The sequence below is a fragment of the Streptomyces sp. NPDC015661 genome, from assembly GCF_043077765.1.
Lineage (GTDB): Bacteria > Actinomycetota > Actinomycetes > Streptomycetales > Streptomycetaceae > Streptomyces.
In genome coordinates this window covers 221,844-247,585 of record NZ_JBIBST010000004.1, presented here as the reverse complement: position 1 = coordinate 247,585, position 25,742 = coordinate 221,844, and the positions used below count along the sequence as shown (strand labels likewise).

At 71.0% G+C, this 25,742-nt stretch carries 22 protein-coding genes; 15 read left to right on the top strand and 7 right to left on the bottom strand.

Annotated features, from left to right (window positions below):
• Position 1 precedes the first annotated feature (1 nt).
• Positions 2–604 (bottom strand): hypothetical protein, encoded by a 603-nt coding sequence (locus ACF07V_RS13055; RefSeq protein WP_392153745.1) that lies wholly within the window; start codon positions 602–604, stop codon positions 2–4.
• A 161-nt stretch (positions 605–765) separates the two neighbouring features.
• Between ACF07V_RS13055 and ACF07V_RS13050 the strand changes: the two genes are divergently transcribed.
• The 4 genes from ACF07V_RS13050 to ACF07V_RS13035 all read left to right on the top strand — a co-directional run bounded on the left by ACF07V_RS13050 (position 766) and on the right by ACF07V_RS13035 (position 4,984).
• Positions 766–1,911, top strand: coding sequence for a helix-turn-helix domain-containing protein (locus ACF07V_RS13050; RefSeq protein WP_392153744.1), 1,146 nt, complete (start codon positions 766–768; stop codon positions 1,909–1,911).
• A gap of 71 nt (positions 1,912–1,982) precedes the next feature.
• Positions 1,983–3,140 carry an acyl-CoA dehydrogenase family protein gene (locus ACF07V_RS13045; protein WP_392153743.1) on the top strand — a complete coding sequence of 386 codons (1,158 nt, stop codon included), beginning with the start codon at positions 1,983–1,985 and terminating at the stop codon, positions 3,138–3,140.
• Positions 3,141–4,010, top strand: coding sequence for an acyl-CoA thioesterase (locus tag ACF07V_RS13040; protein ID WP_392153741.1), 870 nt, complete (start codon positions 3,141–3,143; stop codon positions 4,008–4,010). It begins immediately after the preceding gene.
• 23 nt (positions 4,011–4,033) lie between these two features.
• A complete protein-coding gene (locus ACF07V_RS13035; RefSeq protein WP_392153739.1) occupies positions 4,034–4,984 on the top strand; it encodes a cation diffusion facilitator family transporter in 951 nt (316 codons plus the stop codon).
• A gap of 1 nt (position 4,985) precedes the next feature.
• On the opposite strand, the gene ACF07V_RS13030 is transcribed toward ACF07V_RS13035, so the two are convergent.
• Entirely contained in the window at positions 4,986–5,759 is a 774-nt protein-coding gene (locus ACF07V_RS13030; protein WP_392153738.1) for a phosphatase, read from the bottom strand.
• A gap of 102 nt (positions 5,760–5,861) precedes the next feature.
• Positions 5,862–6,449 (bottom strand): TetR/AcrR family transcriptional regulator, encoded by a 588-nt coding sequence (locus tag ACF07V_RS13025; RefSeq protein WP_392153736.1) that lies wholly within the window; start codon positions 6,447–6,449, stop codon positions 5,862–5,864.
• An 87-nt stretch (positions 6,450–6,536) separates the two neighbouring features.
• Here ACF07V_RS13025 and ACF07V_RS13020 point away from each other — a divergent pair, with 87 nt between their 5' ends.
• Genes ACF07V_RS13020 through ACF07V_RS13005 form a run of 4 tightly spaced genes read left to right on the top strand, consistent with a single transcriptional unit; the run spans position 6,537 to position 12,188 of the window.
• A complete protein-coding gene (locus ACF07V_RS13020; protein WP_392153734.1) occupies positions 6,537–8,144 on the top strand; it encodes a carboxyl transferase domain-containing protein in 1,608 nt (535 codons plus the stop codon).
• Between the two features lie 23 nt (positions 8,145–8,167).
• Positions 8,168–10,093 carry an acetyl/propionyl/methylcrotonyl-CoA carboxylase subunit alpha gene (locus ACF07V_RS13015; protein WP_392153732.1) on the top strand — a complete coding sequence of 642 codons (1,926 nt, stop codon included), beginning with the start codon at positions 8,168–8,170 and terminating at the stop codon, positions 10,091–10,093.
• A complete protein-coding gene (locus tag ACF07V_RS13010; RefSeq protein WP_392153731.1) occupies positions 10,090–11,019 on the top strand; it encodes a hydroxymethylglutaryl-CoA lyase in 930 nt (309 codons plus the stop codon). Before ACF07V_RS13015 ends, ACF07V_RS13010 begins: the two co-directional genes overlap by 4 nt.
• Before the next feature lie 8 nt (positions 11,020–11,027).
• Complete coding sequence (locus tag ACF07V_RS13005) at positions 11,028–12,188, top strand: acyl-CoA dehydrogenase family protein (protein WP_392153729.1); 1,161 nt, start codon at positions 11,028–11,030, stop codon at positions 12,186–12,188.
• A 64-nt stretch (positions 12,189–12,252) separates the two neighbouring features.
• On the opposite strand, the gene ACF07V_RS13000 is transcribed toward ACF07V_RS13005, so the two are convergent.
• Genes ACF07V_RS13000 through ACF07V_RS12990 form a run of 3 tightly spaced genes read right to left on the bottom strand, consistent with a single transcriptional unit; the run spans position 12,253 to position 15,480 of the window.
• Complete coding sequence (locus tag ACF07V_RS13000) at positions 12,253–12,909, bottom strand: hypothetical protein (protein ID WP_392153727.1); 657 nt, start codon at positions 12,907–12,909, stop codon at positions 12,253–12,255.
• A gap of 27 nt (positions 12,910–12,936) precedes the next feature.
• Complete coding sequence (locus ACF07V_RS12995) at positions 12,937–13,251, bottom strand: hypothetical protein (protein ID WP_392153725.1); 315 nt, start codon at positions 13,249–13,251, stop codon at positions 12,937–12,939.
• A gap of 30 nt (positions 13,252–13,281) precedes the next feature.
• Entirely contained in the window at positions 13,282–15,480 is a 2,199-nt protein-coding gene (locus tag ACF07V_RS12990; protein WP_392153724.1) for a glycoside hydrolase domain-containing protein, read from the bottom strand.
• Positions 15,481–15,624: 144 nt separating this feature from the next.
• Between ACF07V_RS12990 and ACF07V_RS12985 the strand changes: the two genes are divergently transcribed.
• The 5 genes from ACF07V_RS12985 (at position 15,625) to ACF07V_RS12965 (ending at position 21,624) form a co-directional block, all read left to right on the top strand.
• Entirely contained in the window at positions 15,625–16,503 is an 879-nt protein-coding gene (locus ACF07V_RS12985; protein ID WP_392153722.1) for a siderophore-interacting protein, read from the top strand.
• Positions 16,504–16,630: 127 nt separating this feature from the next.
• A complete protein-coding gene (locus ACF07V_RS12980; RefSeq protein ID WP_392153720.1) occupies positions 16,631–18,070 on the top strand; it encodes a pyridoxal phosphate-dependent decarboxylase family protein in 1,440 nt (479 codons plus the stop codon).
• Positions 18,057–19,331 carry a lysine N(6)-hydroxylase/L-ornithine N(5)-oxygenase family protein gene (locus tag ACF07V_RS12975; RefSeq protein ID WP_392153718.1) on the top strand — a complete coding sequence of 425 codons (1,275 nt, stop codon included), beginning with the start codon at positions 18,057–18,059 and terminating at the stop codon, positions 19,329–19,331. Before ACF07V_RS12980 ends, ACF07V_RS12975 begins: the two co-directional genes overlap by 14 nt.
• A complete protein-coding gene (locus tag ACF07V_RS12970; protein ID WP_392153717.1) occupies positions 19,328–19,858 on the top strand; it encodes a GNAT family N-acetyltransferase in 531 nt (176 codons plus the stop codon). The genes ACF07V_RS12975 and ACF07V_RS12970 overlap by 4 nt, the downstream gene beginning before the upstream one ends.
• A complete protein-coding gene (locus tag ACF07V_RS12965) occupies positions 19,855–21,624 on the top strand; it encodes an IucA/IucC family protein (RefSeq protein WP_392153715.1) in 1,770 nt (589 codons plus the stop codon). The genes ACF07V_RS12970 and ACF07V_RS12965 overlap by 4 nt, the downstream gene beginning before the upstream one ends.
• Before the next feature lie 111 nt (positions 21,625–21,735).
• Here the strand turns inward: ACF07V_RS12965 and ACF07V_RS12960 are convergent, their stop codons facing one another.
• Entirely contained in the window at positions 21,736–23,376 is a 1,641-nt protein-coding gene (locus ACF07V_RS12960; protein ID WP_392153713.1) for a beta-N-acetylhexosaminidase, read from the bottom strand.
• 195 nt (positions 23,377–23,571) lie between these two features.
• Between ACF07V_RS12960 and ACF07V_RS12955 the strand changes: the two genes are divergently transcribed.
• Both ACF07V_RS12955 and glmS read left to right on the top strand, forming a co-directional pair.
• Positions 23,572–23,847: a hypothetical protein gene (locus ACF07V_RS12955; protein ID WP_030210307.1), complete on the top strand. Its 276-nt coding sequence runs from the start codon at positions 23,572–23,574 to the stop codon at positions 23,845–23,847.
• A 48-nt stretch (positions 23,848–23,895) separates the two neighbouring features.
• A complete protein-coding gene (glmS, locus tag ACF07V_RS12950) occupies positions 23,896–25,713 on the top strand; it encodes a glutamine--fructose-6-phosphate transaminase (isomerizing) (protein ID WP_392153711.1) in 1,818 nt (605 codons plus the stop codon).
• Positions 25,714–25,742 lie beyond the last annotated feature (29 nt).

Here is a 25,742-nt window from a genome sequence, read left to right as displayed (position 1 = left end):
GTCACCAGAGCTTGTTCACCGCCGTCTTCGCCGTCGTGCGGAAGGCGGCCACGGGCGCGTCCTTCAGGTCGCCCATCTGGCCCCAGCGGACGAAGGTGACGGTGCGGCCGTCGCGCCCGACGGAGAAGAGGTGGATGTCGGTGATGCCGATCTGCGGGTCGTCGGTGTCCAGGCTGTAGACCCAGGCGCCCTCCTCCACGGCGATCTTGCCGTGGTAGGCGCTGACGGCGTGCAGGCCCGGGTTCTGCCGCTCCAGCAGGGGCCCGCAGCCGGCGAGGGCCTTGCGGAGGGTGTCGACCAGCTTCACCGCGTCGGCCTCGGTGCGGGCCACGGTGGTGATCTGGACGCCGTTGGTGTCGAGCTCGGTGGTGAACTCGCGGTAGCGGGTGTTCTGCGCCGGGATCTTGTACGGGGCGCAGAGGGCGCCGTTCTCCGGGACGCCGGTGTAGACGGGGGTGGCGGTCCACGGCGTCGACGACGCGGGCATCTGGGCGGCGGAGAGGAAGGCGGGCCGGGCGGCGGCCTGCGCGGGGCCGGCGGCGAGGGCCGCGAGGCCGAGGGCGGCGGTGGCGGCGGTGGCGAGCGCGGCGCGGAGCTTGGACATGACGGTGGTTCCCCCGTGGTTCGTCCGGTCAGGTGCTGACCAGCGTCGGGCCGCCTCGGGGGCCGTGGCAACGCCGGCACGCCCGTCGCCCGTCCCGGAACCATTCCACCCCCTCTGACGTGGGAGAACGAGACAGGGGTGGAACGAGCTTGCGGGGGCCGATGAGCGAGGTCGAGGAGTTCGCGGCGCGGGTGCGCGCGCTGAAGGCGCGCGACGGGCGCAGTTACGAGGCCCTGGGGCGGCGCCTCGGGGTCAGCGCCTCGACCCTGCACCGCTACTGCTCCGGTGCGGCCGTCCCGGAGTCCTTCGCCGTCGTCGGGCGCCTGGCCCGGCTGTGCGGGGCCGAGGCGGACGAGGTGCGGGAGCTGGAGGAGCACTGGCGGCGCGCGGACCTCGTGCGCAGGCCGCCCGCGGAGCCGGTGTCCGTGCCGCCCGCGCCCGTCTCCTCCTCCCCCGCGACCGTCCCCTCCTCCCCGGCGACCGTCCCCTGCCCCTCCCTCTCCCCCTCCCCCGCGCCCGTCCGCGCGCCCGCGCGCCCCCGTCGGAAGGCCTGGCTCGTCGTCGGCGCCGTGGCCGGCGTCGTGGCGCTCGTGGTCGGGGCCGTCCTGCTGGCCGGACGCGGCCGGACGTCGCAGCACCGCGCGGAGACGGTGACGGCGCCCCCGTTCACGTACACCGTCGCCTCCCTCTGGGAGAACGGCTGCGGGCACACCTATCTCGCCGACCGGCCCCCGGCGCGGGTCCCCGCTCCCCCGGTGCCCGCCGACGCCGCCCGATGGGCCGGTGCGCTGGGCGCGGTGGACGGCGGGCAGACGCTCGTGCGGGTCTCGGTGCAGGGGAAGGGGGCCTCCGCCGTCGTCCTGCACGGGCTGCACGTGCGCGTGGCGGGACGGGCGGAGCCGCTGCCCTGGAGCGGCTACCGCATGGACGACGGGTGCGGCGGGGCCGTCACCCCCCGCCTCTTCGCCGTGGACCTCGACGCGCCGCGCCCGCTCGCGCGGCCGGTCGACGGGTACGACGCCTCGGGAGAGGAGGGGCGGACCCTCCCGGCCGTGTCGTTCCCCTACGCCGTCACCGCGGCCGAGCCCGAGGAGCTGCTGGTCTCCGCCCGCACGGCCGGCTGCGACTGCCGCTGGTACCTGGAGCTGGAGTGGAGCTCGGAGGGACGGAGCGGTGTGGTGAGGATCGCGGACCGCGGCGGGGAGGCCTTCCGTACGAGCGGGCGGGCGAAGGGGAGCCCGGTCCACGCCTACGACCCGGCGAAGGGGCGCTGGATCACAGGCGCGGAGTCTGGACAGGGCGGGTGACCGCTGGGTAACTTCGAACGGAACACCCTGAGCAAGCGCTTAGACAACCGGCAGCGACAAGGAGGCGGCTCGTGCGCCGTACCGTATTCAACGAGGACCACGAGGCGTTCCGGGAGACCATCCGCGCCTTCATCGAGGCCGAGGTCGTCCCCGTCTACGACGAGTGGTTCGCCGCGGGCCAGGCGCCGCGCGAGTTCTACGACAAGCTCGGCGAGCTCGGCATCTTCGGCATCAACGTCCCCGAGGAGTTCGGCGGCGCGGGCCTGGACACCCACAAGTTCGAGGCCGTCCTGTACGAGGAGACCTCGCGCGCCGGCGTCCAGTTCGGCGGCTCCGGCGTCCACGTGCTGCTCGCCCTGCCGTACATCAAGATGCTCGCCACCGACGAGCAGAAGAAGCGCTTCCTGCCGAAGTTCGTCACCGGCGAGGAGATGTGGGCGCTCGCCATGACCGAGCCGGGCACCGGCTCGGACGTCGCGGGCATGAAGACCACCGCCAAGCTCTCCGAGGACGGCACCCACTACGTCCTCAACGGCGCCAAGACCTTCATCACCGGTGGCGTCCACGCCGACCGCGTGATCGTCTGCGCCCGCACCTCCGCCCCGTCGGCCGAGGACCGCCGCTTCGGCATCTCCCTCTTCGCCGTCGACACCAAGTCCGAGGGCTACTCCATCGGCCGCAAGCTGGACAAGCTCGGCCTGCGCACCTCCGACACGGCCGAGCTGGCCTTCGTCGACGTCAAGGTGCCCGTCGAGGACCTGCTCGGCGAGGAGGGCAAGGGCTTCTACTACCTCGGCCACAACCTGGCCTCCGAGCGCTGGGGCATCGCCTTCGGCGCCTACGCCCAGGCCAAGGCCGCCGTCCGCTTCGCCCAGCAGTACGTCACGGACCGCACGGTCTTCGGCAAGCCGGTCGCCTCCTTCCAGAACACCAAGTTCGAGCTGGCCGCCTGCCAGGCCGAGGTCGACGCCGCCGAGGCCGTGGCCGACCGCGCCCTGGAGGCCCTGGACGCGGGCGAGCTCTCCCCGGCCGAGGCCGCGAGCGCCAAGCTCTTCTGCACCGAGGTCGCCCACCGCGTCATCGACCGCTGCCTCCAGCTGCACGGCGGCTACGGCTACATGAACGAGTACCCGATCGCCCGCCTGTACGCCGACAACCGCGTCAACCGCATCTACGGCGGCACCAGCGAGATCATGAAGTCGATCATCGCGAAGTCGATGGGCCTGTAAGTGCCGCAACCGCACACGGCACTGGATGACCTGCTCGATCTGCTCGACCTGGAGCGGATCGAGCGGGACATCTTCCGGGGCGAGTCCCGCCAGTCGATCGTCCCCCGCGTCTTCGGCGGCCAGGTGGCCGCCCAGGCGCTGGTGGCGGCCGGCCGGACCGTCCCCCAGGACCGCCTCGCGCACTCGCTCCACGCGTACTTCCTGCGGCCCGGCGACCCGGGCGCGCCGATCGTCTACACGGTCGACCGCATCCGCGACGGCCGCTCCTTCACCACCCGCCGGGTGGTGGCCGTCCAGCACGGGCAGCCGATCTTCCACCTCTCCGCCTCCTTCCAGGCGTACGAGGAGGGGCTGGAGCACCAGTACGACATGCCGGCCGCGCCGGACCCGGAGTCGCTGGAGACCCCGGCCGAGATGCTTCCCCGCCACCTCCCCCGCGAGGTCGCGGACCGGCTGATCGAGGCCCGGGCCGCGGTCGACCTGCGGTACGCCGAGACGCCTCCCTGGGGGACGGTCGGGCAGCCGCGCGAGCCGCGCTCCCAGGTCTGGTTCCGCACCAACGGCAAGCTGGCCGACGACCCGCTCCTGCACGTCGTCCTGGCCACGTACGTCTCCGACATGACCCTGCTCGACTCGGTGCTCCTCGCCCACGGGCGGGGCGGCTGGGCCGTCGGGGACGTGGTCGGGGCCTCGCTGGACCACGCCATGTGGTTCCACCGCCCCTTCCGGGCCGACGAGTGGCTCCTGTACGACCAGGAGTCCCCGACCGCGTCCGGCGGGCGCGGCCTCGGCCAGGCCCGGATCTACACGCAGGACGGGAAGCTGGCGATCTCGGTCATCCAGGAGGGTGTCGTTCGCGTCCCGCGCTGATGATCGGACATACCGTCCGATGCATGGCGGAACAGGGCGAGAGTACCTTCACAGTGATCGTGGCGGCGATGGCCAACCTGGGCATCGCCGCCGCCAAGGTCGTCGCGGGCCTCGTCAGCGGCTCCAGCGCCATGCTCTCGGAGGCCGCCCACTCGGTCGCCGACACCGTCACCGAGGGCATGCTGCTCACCGCGCTCAAACGGAGCGAGAAGCCGGCCGACGAGGACCACCCCGTCGGCTACGCGGGCGAGCGCTACGTCTGGGCGATGCTGGCCGCGGTCGCCACCTTCGTCGGCGGCGCGGTCTTCTCGGTCTACGACGGCATCCACACCCTCACCCACGGCGAGGAACTCGGCGACCCGACGATCTCGTACGTCGTCCTCGGCATCGCCTTCGTCCTGGAGGGCTTCTCGCTCCGCACCGGGATCAGGCAGGTCAAGGCCGAGGCGGAGCAGATGAAGGCCCCCTTCGCCCGGTACCTGCGGCTCACCGCCGACACCACCGTCAAAGCGGTCGTGATGGAGGACTCCGCCGCCCTCGCCGGCCTCATGCTCGCGGCGGGCGGCCTGCTCGGCGGCCAGATCACCGGCTCCGGCGTCTGGGACGGCGTCGCCTCGATCCTCATCGGCGTCCTGCTCGTGTACGTGGCCTGGGTCCTCGGCCGCTCGAACGCCGAGCTCCTCATCGGCCGCCCGGCTCCGCGCCGCATGCGCGAGGGCATCCGCGAGGAGCTCCTCTCGGTCCCGCACATCATCGACGTCCTCGACCTGATCACCCTGATCCAGGGCCCCGGCGAGGTCCTGGTCGCGGCGAAGATCGACTTCAGGGACGTGTCGTCGGCGGAGCAGGTGGAGTGGGCGTGCGAGGACGCGGAGTCCCAGCTCCGCGAGCGTTACCCGGCGATCCGCCGCGTCTACCTGGACCCGACGCCGGGCGTGGAGCAGCGCCGGGCCCGGCCGTCGGAGCCGTCCTGAATCAGGCCAGGCCGGCCGCGTTCAGGGTGTACGCCGTCAGGGGTTCGTAGAAGCGGGGGTCCAGGACGTGGTCGTCCAGGGGGATCGTGACCTGCATCGAGCCCTCGGCCTCGCCGATGAAGAGCGCGGGGTCGTTGCAGTCCGCGTAGCCGACGGAGTCGATGCCCCGCTGGCCCGCACGGCCGGCCCAGCCGTGGTCCGCGATCACCAGGTCCGGCCGCCCGTCCTCGCCGAGCGCGTCGAGGATCGCGTTCATCGGCTCCGGGGAGTGGGTGTGCCACAGGCTCGCGCCGCGCTCGAAGACGGCGACGTCGGCGAACTGCACGACGTACCCCTCGTCGGCGACGAGCCCGCCGGGGATCCGGACGATGTCGCAGCCCTGGGCGCGCAGCGCGGCCGCGACCCGGCTGTGGACGTCGATGAGCGAGCCGGGGTGCCCGGTCGCGAAGAGGACCCGCTCACGGCCGGCGGCGGCCTTGCGGAGCCGGGCGGCCATCCGGTCGAGGCCGTCGACGGTGAGCTCGGGGTCGATGGTGTCCTGGCCGGCCCGGTGCGCGGGGTCGTCGACGACGCCGCACCGCTCGGCCATGACGGCGAGCACGTCCTGCTCGTCGGTCCAGCGGTCGCCGAGTTCGAGGCCGAGCCAGTAGTGCCGGTCGCCGTTGGCGAGCTTGCGGTAGTGGGAGAGGTTGTTGTCGCGCGGCGTGGCGACGTCTCCCGCGATCCGGGTGCGGACGAGGTGCTCGACGAGGGCGGGGCGGCTGAGTATCGGCATGGGGTTCATTCTGGCCGAGCCCCGGAGGCGATGGGCAACCCGTTCCGGCCCGTGGACCGGGAGGGCCGCGTTCCGCACCGGGACGGGACGGCCGCCCCGCCGCTACCCGCCCAGCGCCCCGAACGCCCCGTGCGCCAGCTTCCGCAGCAGGTCCTCCATGGGGCGGCGGCCGAGCGCGGCCAGGTGCGGGGTCGAGTTGAGGAGGCCGAAGACGGCGTGGACGGCCGTGCGGGACTCGGACTCCCCCGCGTCGGGGTACAGCTCGCGGACGACCGCGACCCACAGCTCGACGTACTGCCGCTGGAGCTGCCGGACCCGCTTGCGGTCCTCGTCCTTCAGCCGGTCGAGCTCGCGGTCGTGGAGGGTGATGAGCGGCCGGTCGTCGAGGGCGAAGTCGATGTGCCCGTCGATGAGGGAGCCGAGGAGGACGCGCGGGTCCCCGTCGGCCTCGGCCACGCGCAGGCGTCCGCCGGACAGCAGCCGCTCGCTGATGCCCACCAGGAGCTCGGCGAGCATCGCGTCCTTCCCGGGGAAGTGGCGGTAGAGGCCGGGGCCGCTGATGCCGACCGCCGCCCCTATCTCGTCCACGCCCACGCCGTGGAAGCCGCGCTCGGCGAAGAGGCGGGCGGCCTCCTTGAGGATCTGCTCGCGGCGGGTCGGCGCGTCCATCCGCGTCGGGCTGGTGGTCATGGATTCGATTCTAGACAACCCGGTTAGCGGTCGTTAACCTGGGCGACATACGTTAACGCTCATTAACCGAGCAAGGGAGCTCGAGGGATGCAGCAGGCACCTGTGCTGACGAGCGCGGCGGATCCCGCGTCCGCGGCCTGGCAGGCCAACGAGGCGGCCCATCACGAGCTGGCGGCGACCCTGCGCGCCAAGCTCGCGGCGGCCGCCCTGGGCGGCGGTGAGAAGTCCAGGGCACGGCACACCGCGCGCGGCAAGCTGCTGCCGCGGGACCGGGTGGACACACTCCTCGACCCGGGCTCGCCCTTCCTGGAGCTGGCGCCGCTCGCGGCGAACGGCATGTACGGCGACCAGGCCCCGGCGGCCGGCGTCATCGCGGGCATCGGCCGGGTCTCCGGCCGCGAGTGCGTGATCGTCGCGAACGACGCGACCGTCAAGGGCGGCACGTACTACCCGATGACGGTGAAGAAGCACCTGCGCGCCCAGGAGGTGGCGCTGGAGAATCGTCTCCCCTGCCTCTACCTGGTCGACTCGGGCGGCGCGTTCCTGCCGATGCAGGACGAGGTCTTCCCGGACCGGGAGCACTTCGGCCGGATCTTCTACAACCAGGCCCGGATGTCCGGCGCGGGCATCCCGCAGATCGCGGCCGTCATGGGCTCGTGCACGGCCGGCGGCGCGTACGTCCCGGCGATGAGCGACGAGGCCGTGATCGTACGGAACCAGGGCACGATCTTCCTGGGCGGTCCTCCCCTGGTGAAGGCGGCGACCGGCGAGGTCGTCACGGCCGAGGAGCTCGGCGGCGGGGAGGTCCACTCCCGGATCTCCGGCGTCACCGACCACCTGGCCGAGGACGACGCCCACGCGCTGCGGATCGTCCGGAACATCGTCGCCACGCTCCCCGAGCGCGGCCCGCTGCCCTGGTCGGTCGAGCCGGCCGAGGAGCCGAAGGTCGACCCGTACGGTCTGTACGGCGCGGTGCCGGTGGACTCCCGCACCCCGTACGACGTGCGCGAGGTGATCGCCCGGGTCGTGGACGGCTCCCGCTTCCAGGAGTTCAAGTCCGAGTACGGGCAGACGCTGGTCACCGGCTTCGCCCGGATCCACGGCCACCCGGTCGGCATCGTCGCCAACAACGGCATCCTGTTCGCCGAGTCCGCCCAGAAGGGCGCGCACTTCATCGAGCTGTGCGACCAGCGCGGGATCCCGCTCGTCTTCCTGCAGAACATCACCGGCTTCATGGTGGGCAAGGCGTACGAGCACGGCGGCATCGCCAAGCACGGCGCCAAGATGGTCACGGCCGTGGCCACCACCCGGGTGCCGAAGCTGACGGTCGTCGTCGGCGGTTCGTACGGCGCGGGCAACTACTCGATGTGCGGCCGGGCGTACTCCCCCCGCTTCCTGTGGATGTGGCCCAACGCCAAGATCTCGGTCATGGGCGGCGAGCAGGCCGCGTCCGTCCTCGCGACCGTCAAGCGCGACCAGCTCGGCGACGAGTGGAGCGCCGAGGAGGAAGAGGCCTTCAAGGCCCCGATCCGCGAGCAGTACGAGAGCCAGGGCAACGCCTACTACGCGACCGCCCGGCTGTGGGACGACGGCGTCATCGACCCGCTGGAGACCCGGCAGGTCCTCGGCCTCGCCCTGACCGCCTGTGCCAACGCGCCCCTGGGTGACCCCCAGTTCGGCGTCTTCCGGATGTGAGGGGCCCCCAGGAGATGCAGAGCATGTTCGACACCGTCCTCGTGGCCAACCGGGGCGAGATCGCCGTCCGCGTCATCCGCACCCTGCGCGAGATGGGCGTGCGCTCGGTGGCCGTCTACAGCGACGCGGACGCCGACGCCCGGCACGTACGGGAGGCGGACACGGCGGTACGGATCGGCCCGCCGGCGGCCGCCGAGTCGTACCTGTCCGTCCCCGCGCTGCTCGACGCGGCGAAGCGGACCGGGGCGCAGGCCGTCCACCCCGGCTACGGGTTCCTCGCGGAGAACGCGGGCTTCGCGCGCGCGTGCGCCGAGGCGGGGCTCGTCTTCATCGGGCCCTCCGCCGAGGCGATCGCCCTCATGGGCGACAAGATCCGCGCCAAGGAGACCGTGCAGGCCGCGGGCGTCCCCGTCGTGCCCGGCGCGGCCGACCCGGAGATCGCCGCCGCGGCCCGTGAACTGGGCGCCCCCGTCCTGCTGAAGCCCAGCGCGGGCGGCGGCGGCAAGGGCATGCGCCTGGTGCGGGACCTGGCGGTCCTGGACGAGGAGATCGCGGCGGCCCGCCGGGAGGCGCGGGCGTCCTTCGGCGACGACACGCTGCTCGTGGAGCGGTGGATCGACCGGCCCCGGCACATCGAGATCCAGGTCCTGGCGGACGCCCACGGGAACGTGGTGCACCTGGGCGAGCGCGAGTGCTCGCTCCAGCGCCGCCACCAGAAGATCATCGAGGAGGCACCGAGCGTCCTCCTCGACGAGACGACCCGCGCGGCGATGGGCGCGGCGGCCGTGGAGGCCGCCCGGTCCTGCGGCTATGTCGGCGCGGGAACGGTCGAGTTCATCGTCCCGGGCGGCGACCCGTCCGCGTACTACTTCATGGAGATGAACACCCGTCTCCAGGTCGAGCACCCCGTGACCGAGCTGATCACCGGGCTCGACCTGGTGGAGTGGCAGCTGCGGGTCGCCGCCGGTGAGCCGCTCGGCTTCGGCCAGGACGACGTCCGGCTCGACGGCTGGGCGATCGAGGCCCGCATCTGCGCCGAGGACCCCTCGCGCGGCTTCCTGCCCTCGGGCGGCACGGTCCTCGCGCTGAACGAGCCGCGGGGCAACGGCGTCCGCACGGACTCGGGCCTCTCGGAGGGCGCGGAGGTCTCGTCCCTCTACGACCCGATGCTGTCGAAGGTCATCGTCCACGCGGCCGACCGGCCGACGGCCCTGCGGAAGCTCCGCGCGGCCCTCGCCGACCTGGTCACCCTGGGCGTCCCGACGAACGCGGGCTTCCTCCGGAGGCTGCTGGCCCACCCGGACGTGGTGTCCGGGGCCATGGACACGGGCCTGGTGGAGCGGGACGCGGAGAGCCTGGTCCCGGTGGGCGTCCCGGAGGAGGTGTACGCGGCGGCGGCCGCCGTGCGGCGCGCGGAGCTGGCCCCGGTGCCCCGGGACGGCTGGACGGACCCGTTCTCGGTGCCGAACGGCTTCCGCCTCGGCGGCACCGCGAAGCCGCTCGCCTTCCCGTTCCGGGTACCGGGACTCGAACCCGTGACGGGGGAGGCACCCACCGGGTCCCGGGTCACGGACACCGACGTCACCGTGACCGTGGACGGCATCACCCACACCTTCCACCGCGCGGGCGACTGGCTCGGCCGTGACGGTGACTCCTGGCACGTCATGGACCACGACCCCGTGGAGGCCGCGCTGAGCGGTGCCCGGCACGGCGGTGCCGACACCCTCGCCGCGCCGATGCCCGGCACCGTCACCGTCGTGAAGGTGGCCGTCGGGGACGAGGTGGAGGCCGGGCAGAGCCTGCTCGTGGTCGAGGCGATGAAGATGGAGCACGTCATCTCCGCCCCGCACGCCGGCACCGTCACCGAGCTGGACGTCACGCCCGGCACCACCGTCGCCATGGACCAGATCCTGGCCGTGGTGACGCCGCACGAGGAGGCCGCGGAATGAGTCTGCCGATGACCGTCCGGGACCCCGGGCTCCCCGCCCGGGTCCGGATCCACGAGGTCGGTGCCCGGGACGGGCTGCAGAACGAGAAGACGGCCGTCCCGACCGAGGTGAAGGCCGAGTTCGTGCGGCGGCTCGCCGCCGCGGGCCTGACGACCGTCGAGGCGACGAGCTTCGTGCACCCGAAGTGGGTGCCGCAGCTCGCCGACGCCGAGGAGCTGTTCCCGCGCGTGCGGGACCTCCCCGTGCGGCTCCCCGTCCTCGTGCCGAACGAGCGCGGTCTCGACCGGGCCCTCGCCCTCGGCGCCCGTGAGGTCGCGGTGTTCGCCTCGGCGACCGAGTCCTTCGCGAAGGCCAACCTGAACCGGACCGTCGACGAGGCGCTCGCGATGTTCGCGCCGACCGTCACCCGGGCCATAGAGGCCGGTCTGAAGGTCCGCGGCTACCTCTCGATGTGCTTCGGCGACCCCTGGGAGGGAGCCGTCCCCGTCGAGCAGGTCGTCCGGGTCACGAAGGCCCTCGCCGACATGGGCTGCGACGAGCTGAGCCTCGGCGACACCATCGGCGTCGCGACCCCGGGCCACGTCACCCGGCTCCTCCGGGAACTGAACGAGGCCGGGGTTCCCACCTCCCGTATCGCCGTGCACTTCCACGACACGTACGGGCAGGCCCTGTCCAACACCCTCGCGGCCCTGCGCCACGGGGTGACCACGGTCGACGCCTCCGCCGGCGGCCTCGGCGGCTGCCCGTACGCGAAGAGCGCGACCGGAAATCTCGCCACCGAGGACCTCGTGTGGATGCTCGACGGTCTCGGCATCGAGACCGGGGTCGATCTGGCCGCCCTCACCGCCACGAGCGTGTGGATGGCCGAACAGCTGGGCCGGCCCAGCCCTTCCCGTACCGTCCGCGCCCTCTCCCACAAGGAGTGACGAAAGACATGTCCCTCGACCACCGGCTCACCGAAGAGCACGAGGAACTCCGCCGTACCGTCGAGGAGTTCGCGCACGACGTCGTGGCGCCGAAGATCGGCGACTTCTACGAGCGGCACGAGTTCCCGTACGAGATCGTCCGCGAGATGGGCCGCATGGGCCTGTTCGGGCTGCCGTTCCCCGAGGAGTACGGCGGCATGGGCGGCGACTACCTGGCGCTCGGGATCGCCCTGGAGGAGCTGGCCCGCGTCGACTCCTCCGTGGCCATCACCCTGGAGGCGGGCGTCTCGCTGGGCGCGATGCCGGTCTTCCGCTTCGGTACGGAGGAGCAGAAGCGGGAGTGGCTGCCGAAGCTGTGCTCCGGCGAGATGCTCGGCGCGTTCGGTCTGACCGAGCCGGGGGCGGGCAGTGACGCCGGCGGCACCCGGACGACGGCCGTCCGCGACGGCGACCACTGGGTCATCAACGGTTCGAAGTGCTTCATCACCAACTCCGGTACGGACATCACGGGTCTGGTGACGGTCACGGCGGTCACCGGCCGCAAGGACGACGGCCGTCCGCTGATCTCCTCGATCATCGTGCCGTCCGGCACCCCGGGCTTCACGGTCGCCGCCCCGTACTCCAAGGTCGGCTGGAACGCCTCGGACACCCGTGAGCTCTCCTTCGACGACGTCCGCGTCCCCGTGGAGAACCTGCTCGGCGAGGAGGGCCGGGGGTACGCGCAGTTCCTGCGGATCCTGGACGAGGGCCGGGTCGCGATCGCGGCGCTCGCGACGGGCCTCGCGCAGGGCTGTGTGGACGAGTCGGTGAAGTACGCGAAGGAACGTCACGCCTTCGGCTCGCCGATCAGCACCTACCAGGCCGTCCAGTTCAAGATCGCCGACATGGAGATGAAGGCGCACATGGCCCGGATCGGCTGGCGGGACGCGGCCTCGCGGCTCGTGCTCGGCGAGTCCTTCAAGAAGGAGGCGGCGATCGCGAAGCTGTACTCCTCCACGGTGGCCGTGGACAACGCCCGCGAGGCGACCCAGATCCACGGCGGCTACGGCTTCATGAACGAGTACCCGGTCGCCCGCATGTGGCGCGACTCGAAGATCCTGGAGATCGGCGAGGGCACCAGCGAGGTCCAGCGGATGCTGATCGCCCGCGAACTCGGCCTGCCCGCCTGACCGGACGAGGAGAGAAGAAGAAGGGGCGCGCGGCCCGAGCCGCGCGCCCCTTCTCTGTGCCCTGCTAGCCGGCCGTCACTCCGGCGCCCTGGCCCGGAGTGGCGTTCCACTCGCGGATCCGGGCGGCCAGGTCGACGAGCCGCGTGTCGAGCGGGCCGACGGCGATGTAGAAGAGGGACTCGTCCACCGGCTTGTCGTCACCGCCCCACCGGACCACGCCGCCGCAGTCCGCGAGGATGGAGCGGACGGTGTCGAGCTGGAGCGGGAACAGCGACCCCTGCGTCGCACCGATGCCGGGGCGGATCCGCACCGCGGTGCCGGACGCGAGGTTCGACTCCGGGTGGCGGCGGCGCACCTCCTTGGCGGGACGCCAGCCGACGAGGTCTCCGGTGTGGAGCTCCTCCACCTCGTAGTGGAAGCGGCGCACCACGTGGAGCAGGACGGTCTCGACGTCGCCGATCCACACCGGCACGTCGAGGCCGGTGCCGGACACCGAGCGCGTCCACACCTGGGAGTCGCGGTCGACGTTGGTCTGGATCGTCCAGCCGTTGGCGGACGTCGCCGGGCGCTTGGGCTTCCGGGTCCCCGCGACGGCGGCCGTGGCGGCGCCGGGGTTCGGCGCGGCCGAGGCGGTGGCGGACAGGACCGGGCCGAGGGCGGCGGCCGCGCCCACGACGGCGGCGGTCCGCACGACCGTACGCCGCGTCATCTTCTGCTGCATGTGCTTCGTTCTCCTCTCAAGTCTTCGTCAGAACAGCCCGATCGCGAAGAAGGGCACCAGGGAAGCCGCCGCGCACACCGGCCAGTACACGGACCTCGGGACCGGTGTCCGGCGCCTGAGGCGCACGTTCACCAGGCCCCAGACGAGGCCGTAGAGCCCGACGACCGGGACGAGGACGACCAGCCACAGCCACATGCCGTCGTTCTCGTTCGGGTCCCGTGTCGTCCACCCGAGGGCGGCGAGCGGCCCGTTGGCCAGGACGTACCAGACCAGGAAGACCGGAACGATTCCCGGCACGCCGAGCAGCAGGTTCACCCCGGCCGGCACGAGCAGCTTCCTCATGTGCACATTCTTCGCGATCGGTGGGGGCCGCTAGACGCGGCAGAGCGCGTTGTAGTTCTCCAGGACCTGGTACAGGCCGATGAGCTGCTGCCCGTACTGCTGGGCGTCGCTGTTGGTGCCGTTGTACCGGGCGAGCAGCGCCTGCGTGTCGGCGAGGCTGGTGGTCAGCGACGGCGAGGGAATGCCCAGCTGGTAGGAGTTGTACATCGTGAGGTACGCGACGGAGCGGAGGTTGTACTCGACGTCCTGGTAGAGCTGGTCCCAGACCGCCTTCTTGTCGGCGGTGGTCAGCGGGGTCGCGTTGAGGTAGCCCTGCTGGATGCAGTAGTTCCGGGCCTCGATGGTCACCCAGGCGAAGATCTGGCCCCAGCCCGTGCTGCAGTCCTCCTTCAGGCCGGCCTGCACGGCCTCGTCGGCGAGCGGGTCGAGCGGGTTCAGCTTGCGCAGCTCCCACAGGACGGGGGCCTGGATGAGCGCCTTGCGGATCTTGAGCGTCCTGGCGAGGTTGGTGAACAGCCAGTCGTAGCTGAGGACCGCGTCGAAGGCCTCGGTGGTGCTGTTGATCCCGTAGGTGACCCAGTCGTCGTCGACCCAGCCCTCGCCGCCCGTCTCCGGGACGCCGATGGAGGTGAGGTAGGACTGGACGTCCGCGAGCATGGACGCCCGGTACTTGGTCTTGTCGAAGTCCTTGTCCAGGCCGGAGACGATGCCCGCCGGCGGGTAGAAGTCGTTCTGACCCTGGTCCCGGCCGGAGGCCATGTCGTTGTCGATGTTGATGGCGCCGGTGCCGGAGCCGACCGTGATCGTGGAGATCTGGTCGAAGGCCCACTTCGTCGGCAGCGGGTAGCCGAGGTTTCCGGAGAAGCCGGCCGACATGTCGGAGACGAAGGCGGTCTCGGCGTACCCGGCGTCGGTGACGCGCTGGCAGATGTTGCGGGGGCCGTAGACGCCGACCCGGTAGCCCGAGTTCTCGGTGACCGTGCGGGAGATGCCGCGGAAGTGCGGGAGGATGAAGTCGGTGACCTCGCCGTCCATGGCGTCGTAGTCGACGGCGAAGTAGATGATCGAGCCCGGCTTGAAGCCGTGCGCCTTGGCCCACTCGACGGCGTTGGACGCGTCGACGCAGCCCTGGCCGTACTTGAAGTAGCTCGCCGAGTCGGAGAACGTCTGGTAGATCGGGAAGCAGCGGAGCCCGTACGCCTTGATGGTCTCGAGCTCGCCCGGCTGGATCTGCTTCTCCGGCAGGCTGGTCTTCGACGGGTTGTAGAGGTAGCGGCCGACGTACGTGTAGCCCGCGTTGACGAGGGTCTGGGCGCGCTCCGGCGTGATCTTGGTGACGCAGTCGCAGGCGCTGCCCTTGCGGGTCTGGTCGCCGTACGAGACGAGCAGCGAGGACCAGGTGGAGTAGTCGCCGACGCCGGTGACCGGCAGCATCGAGAAGGCCTGGAAGCTCTCGACCTCGCTCTGGACCCCGCCGGTGAACTCGCCGAAGATGACGTTGCGCTTGTTGAGGACCATGGCGGCCGTGAACAGGTACGCCCAGGTGCTGCTGTTGCCCAGGCCGACGGTGTGGGACTTCAGGCCGGACTGGGTGCCGGGGCCGAAGTTGCCGTTGGCGACGCCGTCCGCCATGCCCAGCTCGTACTGGATGGCGAACAGCATGGACTTGGCGACGTCGCGCGAGTGGTGGCCGTCGCACGGGATGATGTAGAAGTCCCGGCGGTTCACGTAGCGCGCGTTCAGCCAGCGCTGGACGGTGCGGATCTGCTCGTTGGCACCGGCGGTGCTGACGTAGGCGTCCATGTTGAGAAGGCCCTTGACGACCTTCGGCTCCAGGGACGTGCCCGGGTAGGCGCCGTCCACGCCCATGTGGAGCTTGAGCTGTGCCACGGCGCTCTGGACCCGGCTGTTGTAGATGCCGTCGATCTCGCCGCCGTCGTAGCCCTTGCAGTACAGGGCGGACTGGATGATGCGGCAGAAGTTCGCCGACGGCATCGTGGAGGCGTTGAGGCTCGGGTACTTCGACTGCAGCGTGGACAGCGTGGTGGGCCCGAAGGCGTTCGACAGGCTGGTGAGGCCCATCTCGTACTGGAGGGCCCGGGTGAGGGCGTACATGACCGTCCAGCCGGTCTTGCCGTCCTCGTCCAGCTTGGATATGCCCAGCATCGCCCCGTTGTTGTAGGTCGAGTTGATGAAGCGCTGGGCCCTCTCGACCATAGCGTCGGCCATGGATCTCCTTCGTTCTGTGGCAACGCACGCGGAGAGGCGTCACGCCGTCGCCGAAACGAGGAGCCCCCTCTCCAAATTCAGCCAGACCCTAGCGCAGAATCGCCCCCTATTGATCAAGATGAGGTTAGGCTAACCTTTGTTTTCATGACGAACGCCGAGACCGCCCCCTTCCAGTTCTTCTCCCTCCAGGTCGACCGGACCAGGCGACTCGGCCCTTCCCTGGTCCGGATCACCTTCACCGGCGACGACCTGAAGAACTTCGCCGCCGGGGGCCGCGACCAGTCGCTCTCGCTCTTCCTGCCGCATCCCGGCCAGAAAGCGCCGGTGCTGCCACCCCTGGACAACCCGGACATGTACGCGATCCTGGGCGCCTGGCGCGCGATGCCCGACGACGAGCGGGCCGTGATGCGCTCGTACACCGTCCGCGCGCAGCGCACGGTCCCCGTGAACGAGGTCGACATCGACTTCGCCCTCCACGCCGAGACATCAGCCGCCGGCGCGGCGGGCGTCGGACCGGCCTGCCGCTGGGCGGGCCGCGCCGAGCCCGGCGACCGGGTGGTCGTCCTGGGCCCGGCGGTCGCCGAGAACACCGGCGTCCGCTTCCAACTGTCCGAGGACGCCGACTCCGTACTGATCTGGGCCGACGAGACGGCCCTCCCCGCCGCCTCCGCGATCCTGGAGTGGCTGCCGGCCGAGACCCGCGCCCAGGTGTTCCTGGAGGTGCCGTTCTCCGGCGACCGGACGGAGCTCGCGACCGAGGCGGACGCCACGGTCACCTGGCTCGTTCGCGAGGAGGGGGCGCCGTCCGCCGTGGACGCGGTGTCCGGCGTCGAGCTGCCCGGGAAGGCCCCGTACGTCTGGATCGCGGGCGAGTCCGGCTCGGTGAAGGCGCTGCGCCGCCACTTCGTACGGGAGCGGGGGCTCGACCGGCGCCGGGTCACGTTCGTCGGCTACTGGCGCAAGGGCCTGTCCGAGGACGCCCTGCGCGAGGTCCCGGACGAGACGGCCCAGGACGCGGCGTAGCCACTGGAACCCCCCACAGGGCCGACGGCCCCCCAACCTCATCGGGTCGGGGGGCCGTTGTGCGTCTTGGTTAGGTTAGGCTAACCTAACCAAGACCGACCGAGTCCGCTCCCGGAAGGGCCCCCACATGCGCTCCCACCTGCTCAACGACACGACGGCGGAGTCATACCGACGCTCCGTCACCGAAGGAGTCGAGCGGGTGGCGAGGAAACTCGCCACGGCACGCGGTCCGTTCACCGGCATCACCCCCGCCGAGCTCGCCCCCGTCGTCGACGCCGTCGACCTCGACCGTCCGCTCGGCGACCCCTCCGCCGCCCTCGACGAGCTGGAGAGCGTCTACCTCCGCGACGCCGTCTACTTCCACCACCCCCGCTACCTCGGGCACCTCAACTGTCCGGTGGTCATCCCCGCCGTCCTCGGCGAGGCCGTCCTCTCCGCCGTCAACTCCTCCCTCGACACCTGGGACCAGAGCGCCGGCGGCACCCTCATCGAGCGGAAACTGATCGACTGGACCACCGGCCGCATCGGCCTCGGCCCGCTCGCCGACGGCGTCTTCACCAGCGGCGGCACCCAGTCCAACCTCCAGGCCCTGCTCCTCGCCCGCGAGGAGGCCGGCTGCACCGACCTGTCGAAGCTGCGGATCTTCTCCTCCGAGTGCAGCCACTTCAGCGTCCAGAAGTCCGCCCAGCTGCTCGGCCTCGGCCGCGAGGCCGTCGTCGCCGTCCCGGTCGACCGGAACAAGCGGATGCAGTCCGTCGTCCTCGCCGCCGAGCTGGAGGCCTGCCGCGCCGAGGGCCTCGTCCCGATGGCGATCGTCGCCACCGCCGGCACCACCGACTTCGGCTCCATCGACCCGCTGCCCGAGATCGCCGCCCTCGCCGCCGAGTACGGCGCCTGGATGCACGTCGACGCCGCCTACGGCTGCGGGCTGCTCGCCTCCCGGACCCGCCGCCACCTCCTGGACGGCATCGAGCACGCCGACTCCGTCACCGTCGACTACCACAAGTCCTTCTTCCAGCCGGTGAGTTCCTCCGCCGTCCTGGTCCGCGACGGCGCCACCCTGCGCCACGCGACCTACCACGCGGACTACCTCAACCCCCGCCGGACGCTCGCCGAGCAGATTCCCAACCAGGTCGACAAATCCCTCCAGACCACCCGCCGCTTCGACGCGCTCAAGCTCTGGATGACCCTGCGCGTGATGGGCGCCGACGGCGTCGGCGAGCTCTTCGACGAGGTCTGCGACCTGGCCCGCGAGGGCCACGCGCTGCTCGCCGCCGACCCGCGCTACGACGTCGTGGTCGAGCCGCAGCTCTCCACCCTCGTCTACCGCTACGTCCCCGGGGCCGACGCCTCCCCCGAGGACGTCGACCGGGCCAACCTGCACGCCCGCAAGGCCCTGTTCGCCTCCGGCGAGGCCGTCGTCGCCGGCACCAAGGTCGACGGCCGCCAGTACCTCAAGTTCACCTTGCTCAACCCCGAGACCAGCGCGGCCGACATCGCCGCCGTCCTCGATCTGATAGCCGGCCACGCCGAGCAGTACCTGGGAGAGAACCTTGTCCACGCCTGAGCCGTACGACTTCATCGGGATCGGGCTCGGTCCGTTCAACCTCGGACTCGCCTGCCTGACCGAGCCCATCGCCGAGCTGAACGGCGTCTTCCTGGAGTCCAAGCCGGACTTCGAGTGGCACTCGGGGATGTTCCTCGAAGGCGCCCACCTCCAGACCCCGTTCATGTCGGACCTGGTCACCCTCGCGGACCCGACCTCGCCGTACTCCTTCCTCAACTACCTGAAGGAGAAGGGCCGGCTCTACTCGTTCTACATCCGCGAGAACTTCTACCCGCTGCGGACCGAGTACAACGACTACTGCCGCTGGGCCGCCGGGAAACTCACGTCGATCCGCTTCTCCACGACGGTCGCCTCGGTCGCGTACGACGAGAAGACCGAGCTGTACGCGGTCGGCACGGAAGCCGGAGAAACGTTCCACTCGCGCCGGATCGTCCTCGGCACCGGCACCCCGCCGTACGTCCCCGAGACCTGCCGGGACCTCGGCGGCGACCTGATCCACAACTCTCGCTACCTCCCGCACAAGGAGCAGCTGCAGAAGAAGAAGTCGATCACGCTGGTCGGCAGCGGCCAGAGCGCGGCGGAGATCTACTACGACCTCCTGAGCGAGATCGACACCCACGGCTACCGGCTGAACTGGGTGACCCGCTCCCCCCGCTTCTTCCCCCTCGAATACACCAAGCTCACCCTGGAGATGACCTCCCCGGAGTACGTGGACTACTTCCACGCGCTGCCCGAGCAGACCCGGTACCGCCTGGAGACCGAACAGAAGGGCCTCTTCAAGGGCATCGACGGCGAGCTGATCGACGCCATCTTCGACCTGCTCTACCAGAAGAACCTGAACGGCCCGGTCCCCACCCGCCTGCTCACCAACGCGTCCCTGAACACGGCCGCGTACGACTCCACGACGGGCACGTACACGCTCGGCTTCCGCCAGCAGGAGCAGGAGAAGGACTTCACGGTCGAGACCGAGGGCCTGATCCTCGCCACCGGCTACAAGTACGCCGTCCCCGCCTTCCTGAAGCCGGTCGAGGACCGCCTCCGCTACGACGGCCGGGGCCGCTTCGACGTGGCCCGCAACTACGCGATCGACACCACCGGCCGCGGGATCTTCCTGCAGAACGCCGGCGTGCACACCCACTCGATCACGTCGCCGGACCTGGGTATGGGCCCGTACCGCAACGCGTACATCATCAGGGAGATGCTGGGTTCCGAGTACTACCCGGTGGAGAAGACGATCGCGTTCCAGGAGTTCGCCGCATGAGCATCAAGATCCGCCCGCTCGACCCCCTGAAGGACGCCGAGCTGATCCACCCCTGGGTCACCCACCCCAAGGCCACGTTCTGGATGATGCAGGACGCGAAGCTCCAGGACGTCGAGCGCGAGTACATGGCGATCGCCGCCCACCCGCACCACGACGCGTACATCGGCCTGGTCGACGGGGAGCCCGCCTTCCTGATGGAGCGGTACGACCCCGCCCGGGTCGAGCTCGTCGGGCTGTACGAGGCGCGGCCCGGCGACGTGGGGATGCACTTCCTCGTCGCACCGACCGACACCCCGGTCCACGGCTTCACGCGTACGGTCATCACCGCCGTGATGGCGGAGCTGTTCGCCGACCCGGCGACCGCCCGCGTGGTCGTCGAGCCCGACGTCCGCAACAAGGCCGTGCACGCGCTCAACGAGGCCGTCGGCTTCGTGCCCGAGCGCGAGATCCAGAAGCCCGAGAAGAAGGCCCTGCTGAGCTTCTGCACCCGCGCCCAGTTCGAGACCGCCGTCGGAGCCGCCATATGAACCCCGTCGCACACCTCACCCCCGAGCGCTGGGCCGCCGCCAACCGCGCCCTGATCCGCAAGGGCCTCGCCGAGTTCGCCCACGAGCGGCTCCTCAACCCCCAGGAACTGGGCGAGAGCCGCTACCAGGTCCTCAGCGACGACGGCACCACCGAGTACCGCTTCACCGCCGACCGCTTCGCGCTGGACCACTGGCAGGTCTACCCGGATTCGATCAGCCGGCACCGCGGGGAGGAACAACTCCCCCTGGACGCCCTGGCATTCATCACCGAACTCCGCGGCTCCCTCGGCCTGAGCGACGAGATCCTGCCGGTCTACCTGGAGGAGATCTCCTCCACCCTGGCCGGTACCGCCTACAAGGCGACGAAGCCGCCCGTGACCTCCGCCGAGCTGGCCCGCGCCGGCTTCCAGGCGATCGAGACCGGGATGACCGAGGGCCACCCCTGCTTCGTGGCCAACAACGGCCGACTGGGCTTCGGAGTCGACGAGTACCGCGCGTACGCCCCCGAGACCGCGAGCGAGATCCATCTGATCTGGCTGGCCGCGCACCGCGACCGGACCACGTTCACGGCGGGCGCGGACATCGCGTACGAGTCGTTCATCCGTGCCGAGCTGGGCGACGTGGCGGTGGACCGGTTCGCCGCGACCCTGGCCGCCCGGGGCCTGGACCCGGCGGACTACCTCCTCGTGCCGGCCCACCCCTGGCAGTGGTGGAACAAGCTCTCCGTCACCTTCGCCGCCGAGGTCGCGCAGCAGCGCCTGGTGTACCTGGGCGAGGGCGACGACGCGTACCTGGCGCAGCAGTCGATCCGTACCTTCTTCAACGCATCGGACCCGGCGAAGCACTACGTGAAGACGGCCCTCTCCGTCCTCAACATGGGCTTCATGCGGGGCCTTTCGGCCGCGTACATGGAGGCCACTCCGGCGATCAACGACTGGCTCCACGGTCTGATCGAGTCGGACGCCACGCTGAAGGCGGCCCGCTTCTCGATCATCCGCGAGCGGGCGGCGATCGGCTACCGGCACCTGGAGTACGAGGCCGCCACCGACCGCTACTCCCCCTACCGCAAGATGCTGGCCGCGCTCTGGCGCGAGTCCCCGGTGCCGACCCTCGCCGAGGGGGAGCGCCTGGCGACGATGGCCTCGCTGCTGCACGTGGACCACACGGGGGCGTCGTTCGCGGGTGCGCTGGTCAAGGAGTCGGGCCTGGAGCCGACGGCGTGGCTCCGCCGGTACCTGGACGCGTACCTGCTGCCGATCCTGCACTGCTTCTACGCGTACGACCTGGTCTACATGCCGCACGGCGAGAACGTGATCCTCGTCCTGGACGAGCGGGGCGCGGTGGCCCGGGCGGTCTTCAAGGACATCGCGGAGGAGATCTGCGTGATGGACCCGTCGGCGGTCCTCCCGCCGGCGGTGGAGCGCATCCGCGCCGAGGTCCCGGAGGACATGAAGGTCCTCTCGGTGTTCACGGACGTCTTCGACTGCTTCTTCCGCTTCCTGGGCGCGACCCTGGCGGCGGAGGGCGTCCTGGACGAGGACGACTTCTGGCGCACGGTGGCGGAGTGCGTGAAGGGCTACCAGCGCGCGAACCCGGCCCTGTCGGACCGCTTCGCCCAGTACGACATGTTCGCGGAGACCTTCGCGCTGTCGGCCCTGAACCGCCTCCAGCTCCGCAACAACAAGCAGATGGTCGACCTGGCGGACCCGTCGGCGGCCCTCCAGCTGGTCGGCGACCTGGTGAACCCGATCGCCCGCTTCGCCTGACCCTCCCGGAACCGACACGGGCCCCGGCGGAGTACGGTCCTCCGCCGGGGCCCGTCGTCGTCTCAGCCGTCCAGGGCGTTGGCCAACAGCTTCGCGTCTGCGTACCGGCTGCTACTCCGCCGGCCAGGGCACCTGCGGTGAGCGGTAGTACGGGATGCCGAGGGCGTCGAACCTCGGGGCCTGTTCCGCCAGGCGTTCCTTGTAGGTGTCCCAGTCGTGGGTGGAGGCCGGGGACCAGCCCAGTTCCGCCACGCCCGGGAGCCGCGGGAAGGCCATGACGTCGAGGTCTCCGGTGGAGGCGAGGGTCTCGGTCCACAGGGGGGCCTCGACGCCGCGGACGGCGCTCTCCGGGGCGCCCGCCAGGTAGGTCGCCGGGTTCCAGTCGTACGACCTGCGGACCTCGACGTAGCCGGCCCAGGCCAGGCCGAGGGGGGTGTCCTTGGTGTACTTCATGTCGAGGTAGGTGCGGTCCGCGGGCGAGAGGATCAGGCCGGTGCCGTTGCGGGCGGCGGCCGCGACCCGTTCCTTCTCGGCGGCGGGGGTGCGGTCGAGGCCCCAGTACTGGACGAGGGCGCCCTTCGCGGGGGTGGCGCCGGTCAGCTGGTGCCAGCCGACGACGGTCTTGCCGTACTTGGCGACGATCGGCTGGACCTTGTCCATGAAGGCCACGTAGTCCTCGTGGCTGGTGGAGTGGGCCTCGTCGCCGCCGATGTGGAGGTAGCGGCCGGGGGTGAGGGCGGCGATCTCGCGGATCACGTCGTCCACGAAGTCGTACGTGACGGGCTTCGGCACGCACAGGGAGCTGAAGCCGACCTTGGTGCCCGTGTAGAGCGGCGGGGCAACGCCGTCGCAGGTCAGGTCGGCGTAGGACGCGAGCGCGGCGTTGGTGTGGCCCGGCATGTCGATCTCGGGGACCACCTCCTGGTAGCGGGAGGCGGCGTACTCCACGATCTCCTGGTACTGGGCCTTGGTGTAGAAGCCGCCGGGGCCGCCGCCGACCTCGGTGGAGCCGCCGTAGGTGGTGAGCCGGGGCCAGGAGTCGACGGCGATGCGCCAGCCCTGGTCGTCGGAGAGGTGCAGGTGGAGGGTGTTCACCTTGTAGAGGGCGAGCTGGTCGATGTACCGCTTCACCTCGTCGACGGTGAAGAAGTGGCGGGCGACGTCGAGCATGGCGCCCCGGTAGGCGTAGCGCGGGGTGTCGGTGACGGTGCCGCCGGCGATCTTCCAGGGGCCGGGCTGGACGCTCTTGTGTTCGACGGCGGAGGGCAGCTGCTGGCGGAGGGTCTGGACGCCCCGGAAGAGGCCGGCGGGTTCGCGGGCGGTGAGGGTGAGGCCCTCGGGTGCGGAGCGGAGCCGGTAGCCCTCCTCGCCGAGGGCGGTCTCGTCGGGGTCGAGGCGGAGCCGGATGCCGCGTCCGGCGGCGCTGTCGTCGACGACGGGCAGCGGGAAGCCGGTGGCGGGGCGGAGGAGTCCGGCGAGGTAGCGGCCGATGGCCCGGGACTCGCCGGAGGTCTCGTCGACGCCGATGCGGGTGGTGGTGGTGAGGGTGTAGGGCTCGCCCTCGGGGGTGACGGAGGCGGGTACGGGCACGATCCGGCCGAGCGGGCGCACCTCGGGCTCGGCGGCGGCCCGGCCGGGCGCCTTGCCGTCGGCGCTGTCGCTGTCGGCGGCGGCCTCGCCGCAGCCGACTCCGGCGGTGGCGAACAGGAGCAGGGATCCGATCAGGCGTGGAATCGTCAGGCGCTGTCTCACAGGCGGGCTCCCCTTCGGGTGAGATCTACACGTCCGTCGTTCTGTATATCCCCTCGGCCACCATGCGTACCGCGACCCCTACTCCGGGTCAAGGTCTGGACCAACAGGGCGGTTCTTTGTATGGACCCTGGCAAGCTTGCCCGAATTCGGGCAGGATTCTTGCGTAGGGCAGGGGGGACCCCTCAGTATTCACGGGTGCTCGAACGCCGCCCGTCGCACGACGACCTCATCGACCACCTGGTCCGCAGCACCGCGCTCCAGCGCGGTGAGGCCGCCCGGGTGGTGCTCGACGTGCTGGCGTACTTCGACGAGACGACCGAGGAGTTCGTCCGCCGCCGTCACCGCGAACTGCAGTCCGGCGGCGCCGTGAACGCCGAGATCTTCGAACGGATCGCGGCGGAGCTGCCGCACCGGGCGGTGGCGCCACCGGAGCTCTCGCTCCGGCAGCTGCGCCGGATCGTCTACGGCTGAGCTCCGTACGTCCGAGTACATCCACCAACCTGGAGGGGTTTCACCTTTATGTGCGGAATTGTCGGTTACATCGGTAAGCGCGACGTCGCCCCGCTGCTCCTGGAGGGCCTGGCCCGCCTGGAGTACCGCGGCTACGACTCGGCCGGCATGGTCGTCACCAGCCCGAAGGCCACCGGCCTGAAGATGGTGAAGGCCAAGGGCCGCGTCCGTGACCTGGAGGCCAAGGTCCCCAAGCGCTTCACCGGCACCACCGGCATCGCGCACACCCGCTGGGCCACCCACGGCGCCCCGAGCGACATCAACTCGCACCCGCACCTCGACCCCGAGAACAAGGTCGCGGTCGTCCACAACGGCATCGTGGACAACGCCCAGGAGCTCCGCGCCAAGCTGGAGGCCGACGGCGTCGTCTTCGCCTCCGAGACGGACACCGAGGTCATCACCCACCTCATCGCCCGCTCCCAGGCCGAGACCCTCGAGGAGAAGGTCCGCGAGGCGCTCAAGGTCATCGAGGGCACCTACGGCATCGCCGTGATGCACGCCGACTTCAACGACCGCATCGTGGTGGCCCGCAACGGCTCCCCGGTCATCCTCGGCATCGGCGAGAAGGAGATGCTCGTCGCCTCCGACGTCGCCGCCCTGATCGCCCACACCCGCCAGGTCGTCACCCTCGACGACGGCGAGATGGCCACCCTCAAGGCCGACGACTTCCGCACCTACACGACCTCGGGCGCCTCCACCACGGCCACCCCCGAGACCGTCGAGTGGGAGGCCGCCTCCTACGACATGGGCGGCCACGACACCTTCATGCACAAGGAGATCTCCGAGCAGCCCGACGCGGTCGACCGCGTGCTGCGCGGCCGGATCGACGACCGCTTCTCCACCGTGCACCTGGGCGGCCTGAACCTGGACCCGCGCGAGGCCCGCACCATCCGCCGCATCAAGATCCTCGGCTGCGGCACCTCGTACCACGCCGGTCTCATCGGCGCCGGGCTCATCGAGTCCATGGCCCGCATCCCCGCCGACGCCGAGCCGGCCTCGGAGTTCCGCTACCGCAACCCGGTCGTGGACCCCGACACCCTCTACATCGCCGTCTCCCAGTCCGGTGAGACCTACGACGTGCTCGCCGCCGTCCAGGAGCTCAAGCGGAAGGGCGCCCGCGTCCTCGGCGTCGTCAACGTCGTCGGCTCCGCCATCGCCCGCGAGGCCGACGGCGGCGTGTACGTCCACGCCGGCCCCGAGGTCTGCGTCGTCTCCACCAAGTGCTTCACCAACACGGTCACCGCCTTCGCGCTGCTCGCCCTGCACCTGGGCCGCATCCGCGACCTGTCCGTCACCGACGGCAAGCGGATCATCGAGGGCCTGCGCAAGCTGCCCGCGCAGATCGAGGAGATCCTCAAGACCGAGGAGCAGATCAAGGAGATCGCCGCGGAGTACGCCGGCGCCCAGTCGATGATGTTCATCGGCCGTGTGCGCGGCTACCCCGTCGCCCTGGAGGCCTCCCTCAAGCTGAAGGAGATCTCCTACATCCACGCCGAGGCGTACCCGGCCTCCGAGCTGAAGCACGGCCCGCTCGCCCTCATCGAGCCGGCCCTGCCGACCGTCGCGATCGTCCCCGACGACGACCTGCTCGAGAAGAACCGCGCCGCCCTGGAGGAGATCAAGGCCCGCAGCGGCCGCATCCTCGCGGTCGCCCACCAGCCGCAGGCCAAGGCCGACCACACCATCGTCGTCCCGAAGAACGAGGACGAGCTGGACCCGATCCTCATGGGCATCCCGCTCCAGCTCCTCGCCTACCACACGGCGCTCGCCATGGGCCGTGACATCGACAAGCCGCGCAACCTGGCGAAGTCCGTCACCGTCGAGTAGGTCCCCCCAGCCGTCGCGGCCGAGGTGCG

What these genes read in the sequence shown, in the direction of transcription:
- glmS (WP_392153711.1), top strand. Translation starts at nt 23,896, where the DNA reads ATGTGCGGAATTGTCGGTTACATCGGTAAGCGCGACGTCGCCCCGCTG.
- ACF07V_RS13005 (WP_392153729.1), top strand. Translation starts at nt 11,028, where the DNA reads ATGTCCCTCGACCACCGGCTCACCGAAGAGCACGAGGAACTCCGCCGT.
- ACF07V_RS12980 (WP_392153720.1), top strand. Translation starts at nt 16,631, where the DNA reads ATGCGCTCCCACCTGCTCAACGACACGACGGCGGAGTCATACCGACGC.
- ACF07V_RS13000 (WP_392153727.1), bottom strand. Translation starts at nt 12,909, where the DNA reads ATGCAGCAGAAGATGACGCGGCGTACGGTCGTGCGGACCGCCGCCGTC.
- ACF07V_RS13035 (WP_392153739.1), top strand. Translation starts at nt 4,034, where the DNA reads ATGGCGGAACAGGGCGAGAGTACCTTCACAGTGATCGTGGCGGCGATG.
- ACF07V_RS13020 (WP_392153734.1), top strand. Translation starts at nt 6,537, where the DNA reads ATGCAGCAGGCACCTGTGCTGACGAGCGCGGCGGATCCCGCGTCCGCG.
- ACF07V_RS13025 (WP_392153736.1), bottom strand. Translation starts at nt 6,449, where the DNA reads ATGACCACCAGCCCGACGCGGATGGACGCGCCGACCCGCCGCGAGCAG.
- ACF07V_RS12965 (WP_392153715.1), top strand. Translation starts at nt 19,855, where the DNA reads ATGAACCCCGTCGCACACCTCACCCCCGAGCGCTGGGCCGCCGCCAAC.
- ACF07V_RS13010 (WP_392153731.1), top strand. Translation starts at nt 10,090, where the DNA reads ATGAGTCTGCCGATGACCGTCCGGGACCCCGGGCTCCCCGCCCGGGTC.
- ACF07V_RS12995 (WP_392153725.1), bottom strand. Translation starts at nt 13,251, where the DNA reads ATGAGGAAGCTGCTCGTGCCGGCCGGGGTGAACCTGCTGCTCGGCGTG.
- ACF07V_RS12970 (WP_392153717.1), top strand. Translation starts at nt 19,328, where the DNA reads ATGAGCATCAAGATCCGCCCGCTCGACCCCCTGAAGGACGCCGAGCTG.
- ACF07V_RS13055 (WP_392153745.1), bottom strand. Translation starts at nt 604, where the DNA reads ATGTCCAAGCTCCGCGCCGCGCTCGCCACCGCCGCCACCGCCGCCCTC.
- ACF07V_RS13030 (WP_392153738.1), bottom strand. Translation starts at nt 5,759, where the DNA reads ATGCCGATACTCAGCCGCCCCGCCCTCGTCGAGCACCTCGTCCGCACC.
- ACF07V_RS12985 (WP_392153722.1), top strand. Translation starts at nt 15,625, where the DNA reads ATGACGAACGCCGAGACCGCCCCCTTCCAGTTCTTCTCCCTCCAGGTC.
- ACF07V_RS13050 (WP_392153744.1), top strand. Translation starts at nt 766, where the DNA reads ATGAGCGAGGTCGAGGAGTTCGCGGCGCGGGTGCGCGCGCTGAAGGCG.
- ACF07V_RS12990 (WP_392153724.1), bottom strand. Translation starts at nt 15,480, where the DNA reads ATGGCCGACGCTATGGTCGAGAGGGCCCAGCGCTTCATCAACTCGACC.
- ACF07V_RS13015 (WP_392153732.1), top strand. Translation starts at nt 8,168, where the DNA reads ATGTTCGACACCGTCCTCGTGGCCAACCGGGGCGAGATCGCCGTCCGC.